The sequence below is a fragment of the Streptomyces sp. Y1 genome, from assembly GCF_041053115.1.
Taxonomy (GTDB): Bacteria; Actinomycetota; Actinomycetes; order Streptomycetales; family Streptomycetaceae; genus Kitasatospora; species Kitasatospora rubellomurina.
Window position 1 is genome coordinate 125,276 of record NZ_CP163445.1, and the last position, 24,800, is coordinate 150,075.

The 24,800-nt window shown below is 76.7% G+C and carries 7 protein-coding genes and 1 pseudogene; all 8 read right to left on the minus strand.

Annotated elements, in window-relative coordinates:
• Window positions 1-3: 3 nt before the first annotated feature.
• A complete protein-coding gene (locus AB2U05_RS00435; protein ID WP_369182053.1) occupies window positions 4-4,782 on the minus strand; it encodes a type I polyketide synthase in 4,779 nt (1,592 codons plus the stop codon).
• Entirely contained in the window at window positions 4,779-9,686 is a 4,908-nt protein-coding gene (locus AB2U05_RS00440) for a type I polyketide synthase (protein ID WP_369182054.1), read from the minus strand. The genes AB2U05_RS00435 and AB2U05_RS00440 overlap by 4 nt, the downstream gene beginning before the upstream one ends.
• A 32-nt stretch (window positions 9,687-9,718) precedes the next feature.
• Window positions 9,719-19,081, minus strand: a complete 9,363-nt coding sequence (locus AB2U05_RS00445; protein ID WP_369182055.1) for a type I polyketide synthase — start codon at window positions 19,079-19,081, stop codon at window positions 9,719-9,721.
• 75 nt (window positions 19,082-19,156) lie between these two features.
• Complete coding sequence (locus tag AB2U05_RS00450) at window positions 19,157-22,135, minus strand: SDR family NAD(P)-dependent oxidoreductase (RefSeq protein WP_369182056.1); 2,979 nt, start codon at window positions 22,133-22,135, stop codon at window positions 19,157-19,159.
• Window positions 22,069-22,497: a polyketide synthase dehydratase domain-containing protein gene (locus AB2U05_RS00455; RefSeq protein WP_369185867.1), complete on the minus strand. Its 429-nt coding sequence runs from the start codon at window positions 22,495-22,497 to the stop codon at window positions 22,069-22,071. Before AB2U05_RS00455 ends, AB2U05_RS00450 begins: the two co-directional genes overlap by 67 nt.
• Window positions 22,498-22,532: 35 nt before the next feature.
• A pseudogene (locus AB2U05_RS00460) lies at window positions 22,533-23,626 on the minus strand (acyltransferase domain-containing protein); the annotation flags it as partial.
• A 54-nt stretch (window positions 23,627-23,680) separates the two neighbouring features.
• Complete coding sequence (locus AB2U05_RS00465) at window positions 23,681-23,986, minus strand: acyltransferase domain-containing protein (protein WP_369182057.1); 306 nt, start codon at window positions 23,984-23,986, stop codon at window positions 23,681-23,683.
• The gene (locus tag AB2U05_RS00470; protein WP_369185868.1) at window positions 23,979-24,773 is read right to left on the minus strand and encodes a beta-ketoacyl synthase N-terminal-like domain-containing protein; all 795 of its coding nucleotides are present in this window, start codon (window positions 24,771-24,773) and stop codon (window positions 23,979-23,981) included. The genes AB2U05_RS00465 and AB2U05_RS00470 overlap by 8 nt, the downstream gene beginning before the upstream one ends.
• Window positions 24,774-24,800: the final 27 nt, after the last annotated feature.

A 24,800-nucleotide genomic window follows, 5' to 3' on the forward strand; every position in this document is an offset into this window, starting at 1 on the left:
CGGTCATCCCGTCGACGGGCGGCCGAACTCCTGATGGATGAACTCGAACAGCTCGTCGTCGCTCGCTCCGTCGAGCGCGTCGTCGACGGATCGCGCCCCGGTCGAGTCCCGGGCTCCGTCCCACCGGTCCAGGAGGCCGTACAGCTGGGCGGCGATGCCCCGCCGCTCGTCGTCGGTGAGCGCGGCGTCGGCCACCGCCTCCTCCAGCGCCTTGATCCGGGCCCGCAGGGCACCGGCGGTGACCGCCTCCCCGCCGCCCAGCCGCTCGCCGAGGTGGGCGGCGAGCGCGGCCGGGGTCGGGTGGTCGAAGACCAGGGTCGGCGGCAGCGGAACGCCGGTGGCGGCGGACAGGCCGTTGCGCAGCCGGACGGCGATCAGCGAGTCGAACCCGAGCTCACGGAAGGGCCGTTCGGCGGCGACCGCGCCCGCACCGCCGTGGCCCAGCGCGGCGGCGGCGTGGCCGCGCACCAGCTCCAGCAGCAGCCGGTCGCGCTCGGGGCCCGCGGCGGCGGCCAGCCGCCGGCGCAGGTCGGCGGCCCGTTCGGCGTCCTGCCCGGTGACGGCCTGCGGCGGTGCGGCCGTCGAGGCCTCGGGCAGTTCGGCGAACAGGCGGGTCGGCCGGGCGGAGCCGAACAGCGGGGCGAACCTGGCCCAGTCAACCTCCGCGACGACGGCGCCGCGTTCGCCCCGCGCCGTGATCTCGTCGAGGGCGGCGAGCGCCCGGCCGGGGTCGAGCAGCGGTACGCCGTGCCGGGCCGGGCGAGCAAGCGCGTCGGCCGCTTCGGCTTCGGCCCCGCCCGGCGTGAGAGTGTTCCAGACGCCCCAGGCAACCGAGACCACCGGCGCACCGGCGGCCCGGCGCTGCTCGGCGAGCGCGTCGAGCTGGGCGTTCGCGGCGGCGAGTGCGGCGTGCTCGCCGGTGCCCCAGACGCCGCTGACCGAGGTGAACAGGACGGCGGCCGTCAGGTCGGGCAGCAGGTCGAGCGCGTGGACGGCGGGCGTGACGGTCGCGGCCACGGTGGCGGCCAGGTCCGCCGGCGTGGCCCGCAGCAGGGGTGCGAGCGTGGTCCCGGCGGCGGTGTGCACGACGGCCCGTACGGGGCGGCCCTGCTCCGCCAGTCGCTGGACCAGGGCGGCGGTGCCCGCGAGGTCGTCGGCCTCCCGGCCGGAGCAGCTGATCCGGCCGCCCAGGTCGGAGAGGTCGGCCCGGTCCGCGTCGGGGCCGCCGACCGGGCCGGTCAGGGCCACGTGCTCGGCGCCCCGGTCGAGCAACCAGCGGGCGACCCTGGCGGCGACCGAGCCGGTGCCCGTGACCAGCACGGTGCCGGAGGGCGTCCAGGGGGCGATCCCGCCCTCGGGGTCGGCGAGCGGCGCGCGGACCAGCCGGCGGACGTAGGTGCCGGTGGGGCGCACGGCCAGCTGGTCCTCGCCCTCGTCGGCGGTGGCGGCAGCGGCAGCCAGCACGGCGGCCAGGTCGACGGCGCCCCCGTCCGGCAGATCGACCAACCCGCCCCAGCGGTGCGGGAGTTCGAGGGCAGCCACGCGGCCAAGACCCCAGGTCCGGGCCTGCTCGGGGCTCGTCACCCGGTCGCCGGCGCCGACCGAGACCGCGCCGCGCGTGACGCACCAGAGCCGGGCGTCCACGCCGCTGTCCTCCAGGGCCTGGAGCAGCACGAGCACCCCCACAGCAGGGAGCAGCGAGACCACGCCCGCCACGCCCTCGGCCGTGTCGCGCAGGAGGCGGGCCAGGCTCTCGCGGTCCGCGGCCGCCACCTCGATCCGTTCCACGTCGTCCGCGCGCAGGTCCGCGCCCACGCCGGGCGGCGCGAGCAGCAGCCAGCGGCCCTGCGGCGCAGGTCGGTCGGGGTCGGCTCGGCGGCGCCACTCGACCCGGTAGCGCCAACCCCGCTCGCGCCGCCCCCGACGCCAGGCGGCCAGCCCGGGGAGGACCTGGCCCCAGGCTTCGGCGTCCACCGGCACCGCGCGCTCCAGTGCTGCCAGGTCCTCGGTCTCGACGGCGGCCCAGAACTCGGCCTCCACCGCGCTCTCGGCGGGACGCGGCTCCAACCAGTAGCGCTCGCGCTGGAAAGCGTAGGTGGGCAGGTCCACCAGGGCGGCGTCGGCGGGCAGGACGGTCCGCCAGTCGACGGGCGCGCCTGCGGTCCAGGCCTCCGCGAGGGAGAGCAGGAAGCGCTGCGGGCCGCCCTCGTCGCGACGCAGGGTGCCCAGGGCGACGGCGTTCCGGCCGCTGCGCTCGATGCACTCGCCGACCGCGACGGTCACCACCGGGTGGGCGCTGACCTCGACGAACGACCCGTGGCCCTGCCTGGCCAGGGCTTCGACGACCGGGGCGAAGCGGACGGGTTGGCGCAGGTTGGTGTACCAGTACTCGGCGTCCAACGTGGTGGTGTCCACCTCACCACCCGTGACGGTGGAGTGGAAGGGGACGTCGGCCGTGCGCGGGGTGATCGAGGCGAGCGCGGTGAGCAGTTCCTCGCGGATCTGCTCGACGTGCGGGCCGTGCGAGGCGTAGTCCACGTCGATCCGACGCGCCCGCTCGTGCTCGGCGAGCAGCTGCTCCAGCGCGTCCGCGTCGCCCGAAACCACCGTCGACGAAGGGCCGTTGAGCGCGGCGACCCCGATCCGACCGCCGTACGGCTCCAGCAGCACCGCCACCTCCTCGGCGGGCAGCGGAAGCGAGACCATCCCGCCCTTGTCGGACAGCGCCAACAGAGCACGACTGCGCAGCGCGACGACCCGGGCACCGTCCTCCAACGACAGCGCCCCCGCCACGCAGGCAGCGGCGATCTCGCCCTGCGAGTGCCCCACCACGGCCGCCGGCTCAACGCCAACAGCGCGCCACAGCTCGGCCAGCGCCACCATCACCGCCCACAGCGCCGGCTGCACGACGTCGACCCGGTCCAAGTCCTCGCCGCTGCGCAGCACTTCGGTGAGCGACCAGTCCACATGCGGCGCCAGCGCCGCCTCGCACTCCGCGATCCGCGCGGCGAACACCGGCGCCTTGTCGAGCAGTTCGGCGCCCATTCCCGCCCACTGCGACCCCTGCCCCGGGAAGACGAACACCACCCGCCCGTCCCCCGCGACACCCGTCACCACCGCCGCAGACGGCTCCCCCTCCGCCAACGAGTCCAGAGCGGCGCACAGTTGCTCCGGCACGGAACCGACCACCACCGCACGCCGCTCGAACACCGCCCGCGACTCCACCAGCGAGCGCGCCACGGCGGCAGGATCGTCCACACGCCCGGCGGCGAGCCGACGCGCCTGGGCCGCCAGGGCGCCCGCCGAGCGGGCCGAGAGCGCCCACGGCCGGGCCGCCGTGACCAGCACCGGCCGGCGGGGAGCGGGCTCGCGGTCGGGCTCGGGCGGCGCCTCCTCCAGGATCACGTGCGCGTTGGTGCCGGAGCCGCCGAACGCGGAGACGCCCGCCCGGCGCGGCTCGGCGCCCTGCGGCCACGCCACCACCTCGGTCAGCAGCCGCACGGTGCCCGCCGACCAGTCCACCTCGGGGGTCGGCTCGTCCGCATGGAGCGTGCGCGGCAGCAGCCCGTTCCGCAGCGCCATCACCGTCTTGATGACGCCCGCCACGCCCGCCGCCGCCTGGGTGTGGCCGAGGTTGGACTTCAACGCGCCCAGCCACAGCGGCCGTTCGGCGCTGTGTCCCCGCCCGTACGTGGCGATCAGGGCCTGCGCCTCGATCGGGTCGCCGAGCGTGGTGCCGGTCCCGTGCGCCTCCACCGCGTCGACCTGGCCGGCCGTCAGCCGGGCGTTGGCCAGCGCCGCCTCGATCACCCGTTCCTGCGAGGGGCCGTTGGGCGCGGTCAGGCCGTTCGACGCGCCGTCCTGGTTGACCGCCGAGCCGCGCACCACCGCGAGCACCGGGTGCCCGTGGCGCCGCGCGTCGGACAGTTTCTCGACCAGCAGCATGCCCGCGCCCTCGGCCCAGCCGGTGCCGTCCGCACCGGCGGCGAACGCCTTGCAGCGGCCGTCGGCCGCCAGTCCGCGCTGCCGGGAGAACTCGACGAACTCGCGCGGGGTGGTGATCACCAGCACCCCGCCGGCCAGTGCCAGCGTGCACTCGCCGGCGCGCAGCGCCTGGACGGCCAGGTGCAGGGCGACCAGCGAGGAGGAGCACATGGTGTCGACGGTGACGGCCGGGCCTTCGAGGCCGAAGGTGTAGGCGAGCCGCCCGGAGGTGATGGCGGGGGCGCCGCCGGTGAGCGCGTGGCCCTCGATCAGCGGGGAGCCGGCGTGGTCGGCGCCGTAGCCGGAGTAGGCGGCGCCGACGTAGACACCGGTCCGGCTGCCGCGCAGCGCCGCCGGGTCGAGGCCGGCCCGTTCGATGGCCTCCCAGGAGGTCTCCAGGAGCAGCCGCTGCTGCGGGTCCATCGCCAGCGCCTCGCGCGGGGAGATGCCGAAGAAGTCCGCGTCGAAGTCGGCGACGTCGGCGCAGAAGCCGCCCCGGTCGGAGTAGGAGGTGCCGGGGTGGTCGGGGTCCGGGTGGAACAGGCCGGTGAGGTCCCAGCCGCGATCGGTCGGGAAGGGGCCGATCGCGTCGCGGCCGTCCCGGACGAGCCGCCACAGGTCCTCGGGCGAGGCGACCCCGCCCGGGTAGCGGCAGGCCATGCCGACGATCGCGATCGACTCGTCGGCGGCCGCCTCCACCTCCCGCAGCCGCTGCCGGGTCTGCGCCAGCTCGGCGGTGACCCAGCGCAGGTGGTCGAGCAGCTTCTGGTCGTCCGGCTTCTGGTCGTCCGGCTTCATGCCTTGCCCAACTCCCTCTGGATGAAGTCGAAGATCTCGTCCGCGCCGGCCTCCGCGAGTTCCGCGTGGGCGTCCCCCGGTCCGGTCTCGCCCTGCTCGGCGCCCCACTTCGCGAGCAGGACCCGCAGGCGCCCGGCGATCCGGCTGCGGGACCGGTCGTCCCACTCCGCCGCCGTCAGGGTGGCGTCCAGGCGGTCGAGGTCGGCGAGGACGGCGGCCTCGGTGGGCTCGTCGTCCGCCAGGCCGGTGCGCAGGTGGCGGGCCAGGGCCTCGGGGGTGGGGTGGTCGAAGACCAGGGTGGCGGGGAGGGTGAGGCCGGTCGCGGCGGCCAGGCGGTTGCGCAGTTGGACGGCCGCCAGCGAGTCGAAGCCCAGTTCCTTGAAGGCCCGCGTGGCCGGCACCGCGTCCGGGCCCGGGTGGCCGAGCACCGTCGCCGCGTGCGCCCGGACGAGGTCCAGCAGCGCGGTGTGCTGCTCGGCCGTGGGCAGCCCGCGCAGTGCGGCGGCCGCATCGCCCGGCGGCGCCTCCTCCTCGGCCGGTCGGGCCTCGGGCAGGTCGGCGAGCAGCGGGCTGGGCCGCAGGGCGGTGAAGGAGGCGGCGAACCGGCGCCAGTCCACGTCCGCGACGGCCACGCAGCCGTCGTCCTCGTCGAGGGCGCGTTGCAGCGCGACGATCGCGAGGTCGGGGTCCATGGCGCGGACGCCGCGCCGGTCCAGGTAGGCCCGTTCCGTTTCCCGGGCGGCCAGTCCGGTGTCCGCCCAGGCGCCCCAGGCGACGGCGGTGGCGGGCAGGCCGCGGGCCCGGCGCCGCTCGGCGAGGGCGTCGAGGTGGGCGTTGGCGGCGGCGTAGCCGCCCTGGCCTCCGCTGCCCCAGACGCCGGCGTTGGAGGAGAAGAGCACGAAGGCGTCGAGCGGGATGCCTTCGGTGAGTTCGTCGAGGTGGGCGGCGCCGCCGGCCTTGGCGGCGAGCACCCGGGCCAGGTGGGCCGGGTCGGCGCTGTCGAGGAGGGCGTTGTCCAGGACCCCGGCGCAGTGCACGACGGCGGTCAGCGGCGGCTCGGCGGGGAGTTCGGCGAGCAGCCGCGCCACCGCCGTGCGGTCGCCGACGTCGCAGCGGGCGAGGGTGATCGTCGCCCCGAGCGCGGTCAGCCGGGCTGCCAGGTCGGCCGCGCCGGGGGCGTCCGGGCCGCGCCGGCCCGCCAGCACCAGGTGCTCGGCGCCGCCGCGGGCCAGCCAGTCGGCGACCCGGGCGCCGAGCGCGCCCGTCCCGCCGGTGACCAGCACGGTGCCGCTCGGCCGCCACGGCTGCGGGGCCGGGCCGTCCGAGCCGCCATGGCCGTACGGGCCGGCCGTAGCGTCCCGGACCAGCCGCCGGGCCAGCAGGCCCTGCTCGCGCAGCGCGAGCTGGTCCTCGCCGGTGCCGCCCGCGAGGACGCCCGCGAGGACGGCCGCGAGCCGGGCCCCGGCGCGGGCGTCGAGCCGCTCGGGCAGGTCCAGCAGGCCGCCCCAGCGGCGCGGGTGCTCCAGCGCGGCCACCCGGCCGAGCCCCCACACCTGCGCCTGGCGCGGGTCGACGGGCCGGTCGGCGGCGCTGACGGCGCCCCGGGTGGCGCACCAGAGCGGGGCTTCGACGCCCGCGTCGCCGAGGGCCTGGAGCAGCGCGAGGGTGGCGGCGAGCCCGGCGGTCACGTCCGGCGCGTCGGGCCGGGGCCGACCGTCCACGGCGAGCAGCGAGAGCACGCCGTCGACGGCCGCGGTGGTGCGCAGCCGCTCGGCGAGCTCCGTACGGTCGGCGGTGGCCGCGTCCACGGCCAGCAGGTCGACGGTGGCGCCCGCGGCGTACAGGGCCTCCCGGCAGGCGTCCGCCCCCTCCCCGGCGATGCCCTGCGGGACGACCAGCAGCCAGCGGCCCGGGGGTGCGGCGGCCGGTTCGGGCACGGGCTGCCAGGCGATGCGGTAGCGCCAGGCGTCCACGGCGGCCCGCTCACCGCGGCGCCGGTGCCAGGCGGAGAGCACGGGCAGCGCGGGCGCCAGGGCGGCGCGGGCGGCGCCGTCCGCGCTGACGGCGGCCGCGACGGCGTCCAGGTCCTCGGCGGCCACGGCCGCCCAGAACGCGCCCTCCGCCCGGTCGGCGCGGGGCGCGGCGTGCGGCCCGGGCGTGCCGGGGGTGCCGGGGGTGCCGGGCGCGGGTTCGAGCCAGTACCGCCGGTGCTGGAAGGCGTACGTGGGCAGGTCCACGGCGCGGGTGCCGGCCGGGAACGCGCCCTGCCAGTCGACCGGCACGCCGTGCGCCCACGCCTCGGCCAGTGCGAGGGTGAACCGCTGCGGCCCGCCCTCGTCGCGGCGCAGGGTGCCCAGGGCGACGGCGTTCCGGCCGCTGCGCTCGATGCACTCGCCGACGCCGAGGGTGAGCACCGGGTGCGCGCTGGCCTCGACGAACACCCCGTGGTCCGCCGCCAGCAGGCGGGCGATCACCTCGGCGAAGCGCACGGGGCTGCGCAGGTTGCGGTACCAGTAGTCGGCGTCCAGCGTGGCGGTGTCGATCGGCTCGCCCACCAGCGTGGAGTGGAAGGGGACTTGAGCCGGGCGCGGGGTGATGCCGTCGAGGGCGGTGAGGATGTCGGCGCGGATCGCCTCGACGTGGGCGGAGTGCGAGGCGTAGTCGACGTCGATGCGGCGCGCCCGCTCGTGCTCCGTGAGCAACTGCTCCAGCGCGTCCGCGTCGCCCGAAACCACCGTCGACGAAGGCCCGTTGAGCGCGGCGATCGAGACCCGGCCGCCGTACGGCTCCAGCAGCCGCGCCACCTCCTCGGCGGGCAGGGGGACGGACACCATGCCGCCCTTTCCGGAGAGCGCCAGCAGCGCCCGGCTGCGCAGGGCGACGACCCGCGCGCCGTCGTCGAGCGACAGCGCCCCGGCCACGCAGGCGGCCGCGATCTCGCCCTGCGAGTGCCCGACCACGGCCGCGGGTTCGACGCCGTACGACCGCCAGAGCGCCGCCAGCGCCACCATCACCGCCCACAGCACCGGCTGCACGACATCCACCCGGTCCAACTCCGCGCCACTGCGCAGCACTTCGGTGAGCGACCAGTCCACGTACGGCGCCAGCGCCGCCTCGCACTCCGCGATGCGGGCGGCGAACACGGTCGCGGTGTCGAGGAGTTCGGCGCCCATCCCGGCCCACTGCGCGCCCTGCCCCGGGAAGACGAACACCACCCGGACGTCCCCGCCCGCCACTCCGGTCACCACGCTCGGCGCGGGCTGCCCGTCGGCGAGCCGGGCCAGTCCCTCCGCCAGCTGCTCGGCGTCCGCGCCGACCACCACCGCGCGGTGCGGCAGCGCGGCGCGGGTGGTGAGCAGCGAGTAGCCGGTCTCGACGGGCGAGGCGCCGGGCGCGGCGGCCGGCCCGCGCAGCCGTCCGGCCTGTGCCCGCAGCGCCTGCTCGGAGCGGGCCGACAGCAGCCAGGGCAGCGGCCCGGCGGGCACCGCGGGCTCGGCGGGCTCGGCGGGCTCGGCCGCGGGCGCCTCCTCGACGATCACGTGCGCGTTGGTGCCGCTGATCCCGAAGGAGGACACCGCCGCCCGCCGCGGCCGTTCGCCGCGCGGCCAGGTGACCGGCTCGGTGAGCAGCGCGACCGCGCCCGCCGTCCAGTCCACCTGCCCGGTCGGCCGGTCCACGTGCAGGGTGGGCGGCAGCAGTTCGCGCCGCAGCGCCTGCACCATCTTGATCACCCCGGCCACTCCGGCCGCCGCCTGGGTGTGGCCGAGGTTGGACTTGATCGAGCCGAGTCGCAGCGGCCGCTCGGCCGGCCGGTTCCGGCCGTAGGTGGCGAGCAGGGCCTGGGCCTCGATCGGGTCGCCGAGCGTGGTGCCGGTGCCGTGCGCCTCCACGGCGTCGACCTGGTCGGCCGTCAGCCCGGCGTTGGCCAGCGCCTCGCGGATCACCCGCTGCTGGGCCGGCCCGTTGGGCGCGGTGAGGCCGTTGGAGGCGCCGTCCTGGTTGACCGCCGAGCCGCGGATCACCGCGAGCACCCGGTGGCCGTTGCGCCGCGCGTCCGACAGCCGTTCCAGCACCAGGACGCCCGCGCCCTCCGCCAGGCCCATGCCGTCCGCGGCGTCCGCGAACGGCTTGCACCGCCCGTCCGGCGCCAGGCCGCGCTGTTCGCTGAACCCGATGAACTCGGCGGGCGTGGCCATCACCGCCACCCCGCCCGCCAGGGCCAGCGCGGACTCGCCGCCGCGCAGCGACTGGCAGGCCCAGTGGAGTGCCACCAGCGAGGAGGAGCAGGCGGTGTCGACGGTGACGGCCGGGCCCTCCAGGCCGAGCGCGTAGGCGATCCGGCCGGAGACCACGGCGGCGGCGCTGCCGGTGGTCAGGTAGCCCTCGTAGCCGGCCGGGATCTCCGGGACGTTCCAGCAGTAGTCGAGCTGGTTGCAGCCCAGGAAGGTGCCGGTGCGGCTGCCGGCGAGCGCGGTCGGGGCGATCCGGGCCTGTTCCAGCGCCTCCCAGGCGGTCTCCAGCAGCAGCCGCTGCTGCGGGGCCATCGCGGTCGCCTCGCGCGGCGAGATGCCGAAGAACTCGGCGTCGAAGTCGCCGAGCCGGTCCAGGAATCCGCCGTGGGTGACGTAGGTGCACCCGGCCCGGTCCGGGTCCTCGTCGTAGAGGCCGGCGAGGTCCCAGCCGCGGTCGGTGGGGAACGCCGAGACGGCGTCGCGGCCCTCGGCGACGAGCTGCCACAGGTCCTCGGGCGAGCGCACCGCGCCCGGGTAGCGGCAGGCCATGCCGACGACGGCGATCGGCTCGCCGCCGGCCGCCTCCACCTCGCGCAGCCGGTGCTGCGTCCGGCGCAGGTCGGCGGTGACCCGCCTGAGGTAGTCGAGGAGCTTCTCCTCGTTGTTCGCCATGGCCGTCCCTCGCTGGGAGTCGTCGATGCCGTTCACTGGCTGCCGAATTCGCGGTCGATGAGGTCGAAGATCTCGGTCATGCCGGTCGTGCTGAGGTCGTCCGCCGCTCCCGGTTCGTCCTGGTCGGTGGGGCCGCCGGTGTACTGCCGGAGCAGGGCCCGCAGCCGTTTGGCGATCAGCGGGCGGTCGCCGCCGTCCGGCGTGTGCCGCGCGAACGCGGCTTCCAGCCGGTCGAGTTCGGCGAGCACCGGGCCGGGGGCGGCCGCGTCCGGTGCGAGCGCTTCGATCAGGTGGGCGGCCACGGCCGCCGGGGTGGGGTGGTCGAAGACCAGGGTCGGCGGCAGCGTCACCCCGGTGGCGGCGGTCAGGCTGGTGCGCAGCTGGACGGCGAGCAGCGAGTCGAAGCCGAGCTCGCGGAACGGCCGGTCCGCGGCCACCGATCCGGCGCCGCCGTGCCCGAGCGCGGCCGCCGCGTGGCCGCGCACCAGTTCCAGCAGCAGCCGCTCCCGTTCGGCGCCGGACGCGCCGGACAGCCGCCGGCGCAGGCCGGCCGACTGTTCGGCGGACGGCTGCGGCGGGGCGGCCGTCCGGACGTCGGGCAGGGCGGCGAACAGGCGGGACGGGCGGGCGGAGGTGAACAGCTCCAGGAAGCGGGACCAGTCGATCTCGGCGACGACGGCCACCGGGTGCCGCCCGGCGTCCAACCGGCCCAGCAGCCTGCCCAGTTCGGCGCAGCCGGACGCCGGGTCGGTGGGCGGCAGGCCCCGGGCGCCGGCCCGGCGGTTCGCCGCCCGGCGGCGCTCGGTGACGGCCGGGTCGTCGTGCTCGTTGACGAGGTCCCAGACGCCCCAGGCGACCGACAGGGCCCGCCGGCCGTCCGCGTGCCGGCGCTCGGCGAGCGCGTCCAGGTGCGCGTTGGCGGCGGCGAAGGCGCCGTGGTCGCCGCTGCCGGTGACGGCGGTGACCGAGGAGAACAGCACCAGGGTGGCGTCCGGGTCGAGGAGTTCGTCCAGGTGGTCGGCGCCGGCGGCCTTGGTGGCGACGATCCGGGCGAACCGGTCCGCCGGGGTCCTGGTCAGCGGTTCGAGTTCGACGGCGGAGGCGGCGTGGACGGCGGTGCGGACCGGGGTGCCGGCGGCGGCGAGCCGGGCCAGCCGGTCGGCCAGCGCGTCGCGGTCGGTGACGTCGCAGGCCAGGATCTCGGCCTCGGCGCCGGCCGCGCGCAGGTCGGCGAGCAGTTCGGGGGCGCCCGGGGCGGCCGGGCCCCGGCGGCTCAGCAGCACCAGGTGCTCGGCTCCGCGTTCCGCCAGCCAGCGGGCGACGGTCGCCCCCACCGCGCCGGTGCCGCCGGTGACCAGGACGGTGCCGGCCGGCGTCCAGGCCTCGGCGGCTCCGGCATCCCCGATCGCGGGGTCGGCGCGCACCAGGCGGCGGACGTAGGTGCCGGTGGGGCGCACGGCCAGCTGGTCCTCGCCCTCGTCGGCGGCGGCGGCCAGCACGGCGGCCAGGTCCGTGTCCGGCTCCGTACCGTCCTCGGGAAGGTCGATCAACCCTCCCCAGCGGTGCGGGAGTTCGAGCGCCGCGACGCGGCCGAGGCCCCAGATCTGCGCCTGCGCCGGGCTGGCCGGCCGGTCGTCCGCGCCGACCGACACCGCGCCGCGGGTGACGCACCAGAGCGGGGCGTCGACCTCGGCGTCCGCCGCGGCCTGCAGCAGGGCCAGCACGCCCGGCGCGTCGAGCAGCGACACCAGGCCCGCGACGGCCTCGCCGCCCTCGATCGCCTCGCGCAGCGCCCGTGCCAGGCTGTCGCGGTCGGCGGCGTCCACCTCGATCCGCTCGGCGTACGCCGGGAGCAGGTCCTTGCCCGCGCCGGTCGGCGCCAGCACCAGCCAGCGGCCGGCCAGGCCGACGTCGGTTCTCGGCTCGGCCAGCCGGTGCCACTCCACCCGGTACCGGCGGGAGCCGTGCGCCGCGCGCTCGCGGCGGCTGCGCCGCCAGGCCGCGAGTCCGGCGGCCACCGTGCCCCACCCGGAGCCCCCGGCGGGCACCACCCGCTCCAGCGCCGCCAGGTCGCCGCGCTCCACCGCCGCCCAGAACTCCGCCTCCGCGGCGTCGGCCGCCGGCTGCGGCGCCAGCCAGTACCGTTCCCGCTGGAACGGGTAGGTCGGCAGGTCCACCACCCGCGCGTCGCCCGGCAGCACCCGCCGCCAGTCCACGGCCGCGCCGTGCACCCAGGCCTCGGCGAGGGAGAGCAGGACCCGCTGCGGGCCGCCGTCCTCGCGGCGCAGCGTGCCGAGGGCGGCGGCCGGCGTGCCGCGCTGCGCGATCAGCTCGCCGATGCCGACCGTGACCACGGGGTGCGCGCTGGCCTCCACGAACACCCCGACCCCGTCGTCCAGCAGCCCGCCGACCACGTCGGCGAACCGCACGGGGTTGCGCAGGTTGGCGTACCAGTACCCGGCGTCGAGCGCGGTGGTGTCCAGCTCGCCGCCGGTGACGGTGGAGTGGAAGGGGATGTCGGCGGCGCGCGGGGTGATCCCGGCGAGCGCCGTGAGCAACTCGTCGCGGATCGCCTCGACGTGGGCGCAGTGCGAGGCGTAGTCGACGTCGATCCGGCGGGCGCGTTCGTGCTCCGCCAGCAGGTGCTGCAGGGCGTCCGCGTCGCCCGAAACCACCGTCGACGAGGGCCCGTTGAGCGCGGCGATCGAGATCCGGCCGCCGTACGGCTCCAGCAGCCGCGCCACCTCCTCGGCGGGCAGCGGGAGCGACACCATGCCGCCCTGGCCGGACAGCGCCAGCAGCGCCCGGCTGCGCAGCGCGACGACCCGGGCGCCGTCCTCCAGCGACAGCGCCCCCGCCACGCAAGCGGCCGCGATCTCGCCCTGCGAGTGCCCGACCACGGCCGCCGGCTCGACGCCCGCCGACCGCCACAGCTCGGCCAGTGACACCATCACCGCCCACAGCACCGGCTGCACGACGTCCGCCCGCTCCAACCCCGCACCGCCGCGCAGCACTTCGGTCAGCGACCAGTCCACGTACGGCGCCAGCGCCGCCTCGCACGCGGCGATCCGCGCGGCGAACACCGGCGCGGCATCGAGCAGTTCGACCCCCATCCCGACCCACTGCGAGCCCTGGCCCGGGAAGACGAACACCACCCGCCCGTCCCCGGCGGTGCCCGTGACCAGGCCGGCCGCCGGGGCGCCGTCCGCCAGGGCGCGCAGCCCGGCGGGGTCGCCGCCGACCAGCACCGCCCGGTGGTCCAGCGCCGCCCGGGTGGTGGCCAGCGAGTGCGCCAGGTCCGCCGGGTCCGTGGCCGTCCGCGCCGTCCGGGCCGCCAGTCGGCGGGCCTGGTCGGCCAGGGCGGGGCGGCTCTTCGCCGAGATCGGCCACGGCAGCACCGGCGTGCGCAGCACCGGCTCGGCCGCTTCCTCCTCGGGCCGGTCGCGCCGCTCGGCGGGGGGCGCCTCCTCCAGGATGACGTGCGCGTTGGTGCCGCTGAGCCCGAAGGAGGACACGCCGGCCCGGCGGGGCCGCTCGCCGCGCGGCCAGTCCACCGGTTCGGTGAGCAGCGCGACCGCGCCCGCCGTCCAGTCCACCTCGCCGGTGGGCCGGTCCGCGTGCAGGGTGCGCGGCAGCACGCCCCGGCGCAGCGCCAGCACCATCTTGATCACTCCGGCGATGCCCGAAGCGGCCTGGGTGTGGCCGATGTTGGACTTCACCGACCCGAGCCGCACCGGCCGCTCGGCGGGGCGGCCTCGGCCGTAGGTGGCGAGCAGGGCCTGGGCCTCGATCGGGTCGCCCAGCCGGGTGCCGGTGCCGTGCGCCTCCACCGCGTCGATCTGATCGGACGTCAGATCGGCGTTGGCGAGCGCCTGTTCGATGACGCGCTGCTGGGCCGGGCCGTTCGGGGCGGCGAGGCCGTTGGAGGCGCCGTCCTGGTTGGTCGCCGAGCCGCGGATCACCGCGAGCACCCGGTGCCCGTGCCGCCGCGCGTCCGACAGCCGTTCCAGCAGCAGGACGCCCACGCCCTCCGCGAGGCCCATGCCGTCAGCGCCGTCCGCGAAGGCCTTGCACCGCCCGTCCGGCGCCAGGCCGCGCTGGCGGCTGAAGCCGATGAACGCGGTCGGCGTGGCCAGCACGGACACGCCGCCGGCCAGCGCCATCGTGCACTCCCCCGTGCGCAGCGACTGCGCGGCCAGGTGCAGGGCGACGAGCGAGGAGGAGCAGGCGGTCTCGACGGTCACCGCCGGGCCCTCCAGGCCGAGGGCGTACGCGACCCGGCCGGAGACCACGCTGGCGCTGGCGCCGGTGAGCAGGTGGCCTTCGTGCTCGGCGGGCAGCGCCTGGCCGGCCACGCCGTACTCGGGCTGGTTGGCGCCGACGAAGGTGCCGGTGCGGCTGCCGCGCAGGCCGGTCGGGTCGATGCCGGCGTGTTCGACGGCCTCCCACGAGGTCTCCAGCAGCAGCCGCTGCTGCGGGTCCATGGCCAGCGCCTCGCGCGGGGAGATGCCGAAGAACGCGGCGTCGAAGCGGTCCGCGTCGGCGAGGAAGCCGCCGGTGCGGACGTAGCTGCGGCCGGTGCGGTCCGGGTCCGGGTCGTGCAGCGCGTCCAGGCTCCAGCCCCGGCCGTCCGGCAGCGGGCCGATCGCGTCGCCGCCCTCGGCCAGCAGCCGCCACAGCTCGTCGGGGGACGCCGCGCCGGGGTAGCGGCAGGCCATGCCGACGATCGCGATCGGCTCGTCCGGCGCGGGGCCGCCCGCGAGGGGTGCCGCGGCGGCGGCCGCCGACTCCGGCGCGGCGTCGCCGAGCAGCAGGGCGCCGAGCCGGGCGCCGACCGCGGCGGGCGTCGGGTGGTCGAACACCAGCGTCGCCGGCAGGGCGAGGCCGGTGGCCCCGGCCAGCCGGGTGCGCAGTTCGACGGCGGTCACCGAGTCGAAGCCGAGCTCGCGGAACGGCCGGTGCGGGTCGAGCGCGCCGGTGCCCCGGTGCCCGAGCACGGCGGCCGCGTGGTCGCGGACGAGTTCCCGCAGCTCGTGCTGCTGCCGGGCGGCGGGCAGGGCGGCGAGGCGGGCGCGCAGTTCGTCGGCCCGGGACGGCGACCCGGCCGGGTCACGCGGGTCCGGCTGCGCGGCCTCCGGGAGCTCGGCCAGCAGGCGGGTGGGGCGGGCGGAGGTGTAGAGGGCGGTGAAGCGCGGCCAGTCCACCCGGGCGACGGCGATCGTGGCGTCGTCCCGGTCCAGCACCTGCTGCAGCGCGGCGCAGGCGAGCGCCGGGTCCATCAGCGGCAGGCCCGTCTCGCCGGCCCGGGCGGTGACGGCGCGGCGGCGGGCGGTGTCGGCGGTGTCCCGCTCGTTGTGGGCGTCCCAGACCCCCCAGGCGATCGACACGGTGCGCCGCCCGGCCGCGTGCCGCCGCTCGGCGAGCGCGTCCAGGTGGGCGTTGGCGGCCGCGTACGCGCCGTGGTCGCCGCTGCCCCAGACGCCGGTGACCGAGGAGAACAGCACCAACTCGGCTGCCGGGTCGAGCAGTTCGTCGAGGTGCGCGGCTCCGCCCAGCTTGGCGGCGACGATCGCGCGGTAGCGGTCGGGCGCGGTGTCCCGCAGGGCGGCCAGCTCGATCCGCGCCGCGGTGTGGACGGCGGTACGGACGGGCGTCCCGGCGGCGGCGAGGCCGTCGAGGTGGGCCGCCAGCGCCGCCCGGTCGGTCACGTCGCAGGCCACGATCTCGGCCTGCGCACCGGCCGCGCGGAGCTCGGCGAGCAGTTCGGGCGCACCGGGGGCGGCCGGGCCGCGCCGGCTCAGCAGCACCAGGCGCTCGGCGCCCCGGGCCGCCAGCCACCGGGCGACCTCGGCGCCGACCACGCCGGTGCCGCCGGTGACCAGCACCGTGCCCGTGGGCGTCCAGGCGCGCGCGCCGGGGCCGGCGGCGAGCGGCGCGCGGACCAGGCGGCGGACGTAGGTGCCGGTGGAGCGCACGGCCAGCTGGTCCTCACCGGCGGAGGCAGCGGCGGCCAGCACGGGGGCCAGATCGGCAGGCCCCTCGTCCGGCAGGTCCACCAGGCCGCCCCAGCGGTGCGGGAACTCCAGGGCGGCGACCCGGCCGAGGCCCCAGAGCTGGGCCTGCTCGGGGCTCGTCACCCGGTCGCCCGCGCCGACCGAGACCGCGCCGCGCGTGACGCACCACAGCGGGGCGTCGACCCCGGCGTCCGCCATGGCCTGCAGCAGGCTCAGCGTGCCCGGGGCGTCGAGCAGCGAGACCACGCCCGCGACGCCGTCGGCCGCGTCCGGCAGGAGGCGGGCCAGACTCTCGCGGTCCGGGGTCCGCACCTCCACGCGCTCGGTGCGACCGGCGAGCACGTCCGCGCCGACGCCGGGCGGAGCCAGCACCAGCCAGCGGCCGTCCGGCCCGTCCGCCGCCGGGCCGGAGGCCGCCGCCTTCGGCACCGGGCGCCACACGACCCGGTACCGCCAGGAGTCGAGCACCGACCGCTCGCGCCGCCCCCGCCGCCACGCGGCGAGCTCCGGCAGCACCTCGCCCCAGCCCGGGCCGTCCACCGGCAGCAGCTGCTCCAGCGCCGCCAGGTCCTCGCCCTCCACGGCGGCCCAGAACCGCGCCTCCGCCGCGTCCGTGCCCTCGCCGGGCGCGACGAACGGCGCGGTGATCCAGTAGCGCTCGCGCTGGAACGCGTAGGTGGGCAGGTCCACCAGGGCGGCGTCGGCGGGCAGGACCGTCCGCCAGTCGACGGGCGCGCCGGCCGTCCAGGCCCGGGCGAGGGACAGCAGGAAGCGCTCCGGCCCGCCCTCCTCCCGGCGCAGGGTGCCCAGGGCGACGGCCCGGGAGCCGGCCCGCTCGACGCACTCGCCGACGCCACCGGTCACCACCGGGTGCGCGCTCACCTCGACGAACGCCCCGAAGCCGCGCCCCGCCAGCGCCTCGACGACCGGGGCGAAGCGGACGGGCCGGCGCAGGTTGGCGTACCAGTACGCGGCGTCCAGGGTGGCGGTGTCCACCTCGCCGCCCGTGACGGTGGAGTGGAACGGGATCTCGGCCGTGCGCGGGGTGATCCCGGCCAGGACGGCCACGAGCTCGTCGCGGATCTGCTCGACGTGCGCGCTGTGCGAGGCGTAGTCGACGTCGATGCGGCGGGCCCGCTCGTGCTCGGCGAGCAGCCTCTCCAGGGCGTCCGCGTCGCCCGAAACCACCGTGGTGGACGGCCCGTTGAGCGCGGCGATCGAGATCCGGCCGCCGTACGGCTCCAGCAGCCGCTCCACCTCCTCGGCGGGCAGCGGGAGCGAGACCATGCCGCCCCTGCCGGACAGGGCCAGCAGGGCCCGGCTGCGCAGGGCGACGACCCGCGCGCCGTCCTCCAGCGACAGCGCCCCCGCCACGCAGGCCGCGGCGATCTCGCCCTGCGAGTGGCCCACCACGGCCGCCGGTTCGACACCGGCGGCACGCCACAGCGCCGCCAGCGACACCATCACCGCCCACAGCACCGGCTGGACCACGTCCACCCGGTCCAACCCCGCACCGCCACGCAGCACTTCGGTGAGCGACCAGTCCACGTGCGGCGCCAGCACCGCCTCGCACTCCGCGATCCGCGCGGCGAACACCGGTGCGGTGTCCAGCAGTTCGGCGCCCATGCCGACCCACTGCGCGCCCTGCCCCGGGAAGACGAACGCGACCTTGCGTCCCGCGCCCGCCACGCCCGCGACCGCGTTCGCCGCCGGCGCGCCCGCCGCCAACGACCTGAGGGCCGCGCGCAGTTCCTCCGATCCCGCGCCGATCGCCACGGCCCGGTGGTCGAGCGCCGCCCGACCGGTGGCGAGCGCGTGCGCCGTCGCCGCCGGGTCGGCCGCGGCCCACGACGCCAACCGTCCGGCCTGCGCGGCCAGCGCGGCCTCCGAGCGCGCCGACACCACCCACGGCAGGACCGGCGAACGCAGCAGCGGCGGTCTCGACCCGCCCGGCGCCGGCTCCGACCCGGGCTCGGGCTCCGGCCGTTCGACGGCGGGCGCCTCCTCGACGATCACGTGCGCGTTGGTGCCGCTGATCCCGAACGAGGACACCCCGGCCCGACGCGGTTCCCCGCCGGACGGCCACGCCACCGGCTCGGTCAGCAACCGCACGGTGCCGGCCGACCAGTCCACCTCGCGGGTCGGCTCGTCCACGTGCAGGGTGCGCGGCAGGAGGCCGTGGCGCAGGGCCATCACCATCTTGATCACGCCCGCCACGCCGGCGGCGGCCGCGCTGTGGCCGATGTTCGACTTGATCGAGCCCAGCCGGAGCGGACGGTCGGCGGTGTGCGCCCGCCCGTAGGTGGCGATGAGCGCCTGTGCCTCGATCGGGTCGCCGAGCGCGGTGCCGGTGCCGTGCGCCTCGACGGCGTCCACCTGCCCGGCCGACAGCCGGGCGTTGGCCAGCGCGGCCTCGATCACCCGCTGCTGCGACGGCCCGTTGGGGGCGGTGAGGCCGCTGCTGGCGCCGTCCTGGTTGGTCGCCGAGCCGCGCAGCACGGCCAGCACCGGGTGGCCCAGGCGCCGCGCGTCGGACAGCCGCTCCAGCAGCAGGACGCCCGCGCCCTCGGCCCAGCCCGTGCCGTCCGCACCGGCGGCGAAGGCCTTGCACCGCCCGTCCGGCGACAGCCCCCGCTGCCGGCTGAAGTCCACGAACAGGCGCGGCGTCGGCATCAGGGTGACGCCGCCGGCCAGCGCGAGCGTGCACTCGCCGGAGCGCAGCGCCTGCGCGGCCAGGTGCAGCGCCACCAGCGAGGAGGAGCACGCGGTGTCCGCCGTGATCGCCGGGCCCTCCAGGCCGAGCGTGTACGCCACCCGACCGGACAGCACGCTCGCCGCGTTGCCCGTCAGCGCGTACGTCTCCACGCCCTCGGGCAGCGGCTGCATGCCCACCAGGTAGCCGGAGGTGCCCGCGCCGAGGAAGACGCCGGTCGGGCTGCCGGCGAGCGCGGTCGGGTCGATGCCGGCCCGTTCGAAGGCTTCCCAGGAGGTCTCCAGCACCAGCCGCTGCTGCGGGTCCATCGCCAGCGCCTCGCGCGGCGAGATGCCGAAGAAGCCCGCGTCGAACTCGGTGGCGCCGTCGACGAATCCGCCCGCGCGCACATAGGTCGTACCCTGCCGGTCCGGGTCCGGGTCGTACAGGGCCGCCACGTCCCAGCCGCGATCGGTGGGGAACCCGCCGATGGCGTCCGTGCCTTCGGCCACCAGGCGCCACAGCTCCTCGGGCGAGCTGACGCCGCCCGGGTAGCGGCAGGCCATGCCGACGATCGCGACCGGCTCGTTCGCCCGCGCCTCCACGGCCCGCAGGCGCTGGCGCGTCTGCCGCAGATCGGTGGTGACGAGCTTCAAGTACTCCCGGAGCTTCTCCTCGTTGCTAGGCATCGAGAGCGACCTTCTTCCCTGGGCACGTCGCGGGGACTGAACGGTTCACTGGCGCCTGGGTCGTTGCGGCCTGGGTCATGGGCGCCCGAGCTCCTTGTCGATCAGGGCGAACATCTCGTCGTCGCTGGCCGCGCCGAGCCCGCCGCCGTCCGACCCGCCGGGCCCGTTCGTCGCGTCCGGCCCGTGCGTCCCGTCCGGCCCGCCCGCCGGGGCCGGGTCGGCCTCCACCTTCCAGAGCAGGGACCGGATCCGCCTGGCCAGCCGGTCCCGGTGGTCGCTGTCGGCGGCCAGGGCGGCGACGGCCGCTTCGAGCCGGTCGAGCTCGTCCAGACCGGGCGCGGCGGGGGCGGTGCCGGCCGGCCGCAGCTCCTCGTGCACGTGCCCGGCGAGCGCGGCGGGGGCCGGGTAGTCGAAGATCAGGGTGGTCGGCAGGCGCAGGCCGGTGGCCCGCTGGAGCCGGTTGCGCAGCTCGACGGCGGTGAGCGAGTCGAAGCCCAGCTCCAGGAAGCCGCGGTGCATGTCGACCGCGAGCGGGTCGCCGTGGCCGAGGACGGTGGCGGCGTGGCCGCGCACCAAGTCGTCCAGCAGCTCGCGCTGTTGGGCTTCCGGGAGTGCGGCGAGGCGGTGGGTGAGGGTGGTCGGGGACTCGGTGGTGCCGGTGGCGGCGGCGCGACGGCGGGGTACGCGCACGAGGCGGCTCAGGATCGGGGGCAGGTCGTCGCGGCGGGCCAGCGCCGCCGGGTCGAGGCGGGCCGGGACGAGGACGGGCTCGTCGCGGCGCAGGGCCGCGTCGAGGAGCGCAAGCGCTTCATCGGCGCTCATCGGGCGGATGCCGGTACGGGCCATCCGGGCCAGGTCCGTCTCGGCCAGGCCGGCGGCCATGCCCGGGCCGTCCCACTGGCCCCAGGCCAGGGAGAGGGCGGGCAGGCCCTGGGCGCGGCGGTCGGCCATCAGGGCGTCGAGCGCGGCGTTCGCGGACGCGTAGGCGCCCTGACCCGCCGTGCCGAGGACACCCGCGACGGAGGAGAACACGACGAACGTGGCCAGGTCGAGGTGCCGGGTCGCCTCGTGAAGGTGGCGCACGGCGTCGACCTTCGGACGGCGCACGCGGGCCAGGCGCTCGGGGGTGAGCGCGGCCACCGTCGCATCGTCCAGGACACCGGCGGTGTGGACGACGGCCGTCAGGCGCTCACCGATACCGGCCACCAGCGCGCGCACCGCTGCCTCATCCGCGACGTCGCAGGCGACGACGCTCACCTCGGCCCCGAGGGCGCGCAGGTCCGCGACCAGGTCCGCCGCGCCCGGGGCGTCCGGGCCGCGACGGCTGGTCAGAACCAGCTCCCGGACGCCGTGGTGGGTGACGAGGTGGCGGGCCACCAGGGCGCCCAGGGCACCTGTCCCGCCGGTGACCAGCACGGTGCCGGCCGGCGGGATCGGGCGCGGGACCGTCAGCACGACCTTGCCGACATGCCGGGCCTGACTCATGTAACGGAGCGCCTCGCCCGCCCGGCGCACGTCCCACACCCGCACCGGCAGCGGCACGAGGACCCCCTGCTCGAACAGCTCGACGAGCCGCGCCAGCATCCCACCGATCAACTCCGGGCCCGCGTCCAGCAGGTCGAACGGCCGGTAGACGATCCCCTCGGCCGCCGCCCAGCCATCCGGACGGATGTCCGTCTTGCCCATCTCCAGGAACCGGCCACCCTCCCCCAGCAGCCGCGCCGAGGCGTCCACGAACTCACCCGCCAGCGAGTTCACCACCACATTCACCCCGCGCCCACCCGACGCCGTACGGACCGTGTCCTCGAACGACAGATCCCGGGACGAGCCGATCCTGGCCGCGTCCACGCCGAGTCCTTCGACCACCGGCCACTTCGCCTCGCTCGCCGTCGCGAACACCTCCGCGCCCAGATGGCCCGCCAGCTGCACGGCCGCCATCCCCACCCCACCCGCCGCCGCGTGCACCAACACCGACTCACCCGACCGCAGCCGACCCAGCTCCACCAGCCCGTAGAACGCCGTCAGGAACACGACCGGCACCGATGCCGCCCGAACGAACGACCACCCGCACGGAATCCGCGCCGCCAACCGCGCATCCACCACGCACTCGGACCCGAAGGTGCCCCGCGCCATCCCGAACACCCGGTCGCCGACCGTCAACTGGTCCACGCCCTGGCCGACTTCCACCACAACGCCCGCGAACTCGCTGCCCAGCACGATCTCACCCGGGTACATCCCCAACGCGCCCAGCACGTCACGGAAGTTGACTCCCGCGGCCCGGATCTCCACCCGCACCTCGCCCGGACCCGGTGCCCGAGGCTCGACGGCCAACACCCCGAGACCGTCCAGCGTCCCTGCGGTCACCGCGTCCACGCGCCACGGCGTCTCCATCGGGACCGGCAGGAGCTCACCGTGGTCGACCCGGCCGAGACGCGGAACGAACAACTCACCGTCACGCAGCGCGGCTTGCGGCTCCCCCGCCGCCAACGCCCCCGGCAGAGCCTCCAACGACCGGACCGAACCGTCCAGATCCAGCAACATCACCCGCCCCGGCTCCTCCGCCTGCACCGACCGCACCAGACCCCACACCCCGGCCGCGCCCGCCTCCACCGTCGCGCCGCGCGTCACCACCACCAACCGGGCACCGTCCCACCGACGCTCCGCCAACCACCGCTGTACCACCGGCAACACCTCGGCCACCTCGCCGGCCACCGGCAGCACCACCACGGCGGGCATGAACCCACTCGCAGCCAGCGCCCCCAGATCCGCGAACCGCCGACCACCCACCGCCTCGCAGTCCCCCAACACCGCCCACTCACCGAGCGAACCGCCCACCTCGGCCGGCACCCAGTCCACCCGGAACAGTGACTCCACCCGACCCACCGCCGACACCGCCAACGGACGCAGATCCAGCGACGCCACCGACAGCACCGGCCGACCGGTCACGTCGGTGACCTCCACCCTCACGGTCTCCGTCCCGGAGAACGTCAACCGCGCCCGGACTGCCACGGCCTCCGTCGCGAACAGCTCCACGCCCGTCCAGGCGAACGGCACCAACTGCCCCTCGGCACGCGCCGATCCGCCGCCGCTATCGCCTGAAGGACCGCGTCCAGCAGGGCGGGGTGGACACCGAAACCGGTGACCGCGAGACCGTCCGGCAGCGACACCTCCGCGAACACCTCGCCGTCGCACCGCCACAGAGCCCGCAGACCCTGGAACGCCGGACCGTAGCCGTAACCACCCTCGGCCAGACCGGAGTAGAAGCCGTCGAGCGGGACGGGCTCCGCACCGGCGGGCGGCCACGTCGCCAGCTCGAACGCCGGCGCCGAGCCCCGGGCGCCACCGTGCCACTGGCGTGCCGGACCCAACCGTCCGGGTCGGCAGTCTCGTTGCGGGAGTGGATCGCGAGCGCGCACCGGCCGTCCTCATCGGGCGCCTCGACGAGAACTTGTAGGATCACCGCCTCGCGCTCGTCCAGCACCAGCGGCGACTCCAGCGTCAGCTCCTCCACGTGACCGCAGTCCACCTCGTCCCCGCCCGGATCGCCAGCTCCACGAACGCCGTCCCCGGCAGCAGGACTTGGCCGCCCACGGCGTGATCGGCCAGCCACGGATGCGTCCGCAGCGAGATACGGCCGGTCAACACCTGGCCCTCGCCGCCCGCCAAGCGGGTGACCGCGCCGAGCAGCGGATGCCCGGCAGCCGCAAGCCCCAGACCCGCCGGATCACCGGTCGCGACGGCCGGCTCCGGCCAGAACCGCTGGTGCTCGAACGCGTACGTGGGCAGGTCGACCCGGCGAGCACCCGGGAACGCCCGGGTCCAGTCGACGGTGGCGCCGCTGACGTACAGCTCGGCCACCGCCGACCAGAACGACTCCACCTCCGGACGGTCCCGCCGCAGCGCGGCAACCACCACCGGCTCGTCCAGCATCGCCACCAGCGCCTGGCCGCCGAGCTCCACGAAGCGGACCACGCCGAGCTCGCGCAACGCCGTCACATTGTCCGCGAACCGCACCGCCTCACGGGCCTGACGCACCCAGTACTCCGGCGCACACGCCTGCTCGGCCGTCAACAGACCGCCCGACACGTTCGACACCACCGGCAGCCGCGGCGCGCGGAACTCCACGCCCTCCAACACCTGCCGGAACTCGTCCAGCATCGGCTCGATCAGCGACGAGTGGAAGGCGTGCGAGACCCGCAGGCGCTTGCACCGCACGCCCTCGGCCTCCAGGTCCGCCACCACCGCGTCCACGGCCGCTTCCTCACCGGAGAGCACCAGCGACCGCGGCCCGTTCAGACTCGCAATCCCCACCCCGGACCAGCCCGCCAGCCGCTCGACGGCCTCCGCCTCGGACAGCCGCACGGCCACCATCACCCCGCCGGACGGCAGCGCCTGCATCAGGCGACCACGCGCGGCCACCACCCGACAGGCGTCCGCCAGCGACCACACGCCAGCCACATACGCGGCCACCACCTCGCCCACCGAATGGCCACCCACCGCGTCCACCGGGACACCCAGCCACTCCAACAGGCGCCACAACCCCACCCCGACCGCGAACAACCGGCCTGCGTGAACACCGTTTGGTCCAGTGAGCCCTCCTCACCGAACACCACGGCCCGCAACGCTGGCCCCCAGCTCCTCATCAAGCCGGGCGCACACCTCGTCGAAGGCTTCCCGGAACACCGGGAACGCCTCGTACAACCCCCGCCCCATCCCCGCCCACTGCACGCCCTGCCCGGAGAACAACACCGCGGTCTTCCCGACGACGACCTCGCCGCCGGTCACCGACCCCAGCCCCGCCAGCAGTTCGGCCCGCTCCGAACCGACCACCACCGCCCGCCGCTCGAACCCTGCGCCGATGGAAGCCAGCGACAACCCCACATCCGCCAGGTCGAGTTCACCCACCCACGACGGCCAACCGCTCCGCCCGCGCCCGCAACGCGCCCTCCGACCGCGCCGACAGCACCCACGGCACCACCCCGGCCGGCTCCTCACCCAGGACGGAAGCCACCTCCGGCGCCTGCTCCAGCACCACGTGCGCGTTCGTCCCGCTGGCCCCGAACGAGGACACCGCCGACCGGCGCGGCCGCTCGGTCCTCGCGCCAGGCCACCTCCTCCACCAGCAGCGCCACCGACCGGAGCCCCAGTCCACTTCCCGGCTCGGCTCGTCCACGTGCAGCGTGCGCGGCAGCACCCCGTGCCGCATCGCCATCACCATCTTGATCACACCCGCCACCCCCGCCGCCGCCTGCGCGTGGCCAAGGTTGGACTTCAACGCGCCCAGCCACAGCGGCTGTCCGTCGGAGTGCGCCTGCCCGTACGTCGCCAGCAGTGCCTGCGCCTCGATCGGATCGCCCAGCGCGGTGCCGGTTCCGTGCGCCTCCACCGCATCGATCTGATTGGCCGTCAATCCACTGGAGGCAAGCGCCGCTTCGATCACCCGTTCCTGCGAGGGACCGTTCGGCGCCGTCAACCCGTTCGACGCGCCGTCCTGGTTCACCGCCGAACCCCGCACCACCGCCAGCACCCGATGACCGGCCCGCACCGCGTCCGACAACCGCTCCACCACCAGCACACCCGCACCCTCGGACCACCCGGCGCCGTCCGCCGCGTCCGAGAACGCCTTGCACCGGCCGTCCGGCGACAGCCCGCGCTGGCGGCTGAACTCGACGAAGACCTCGGGCGTGGCCATGACCGTCACGCCGCCCGCCAGGGCGAG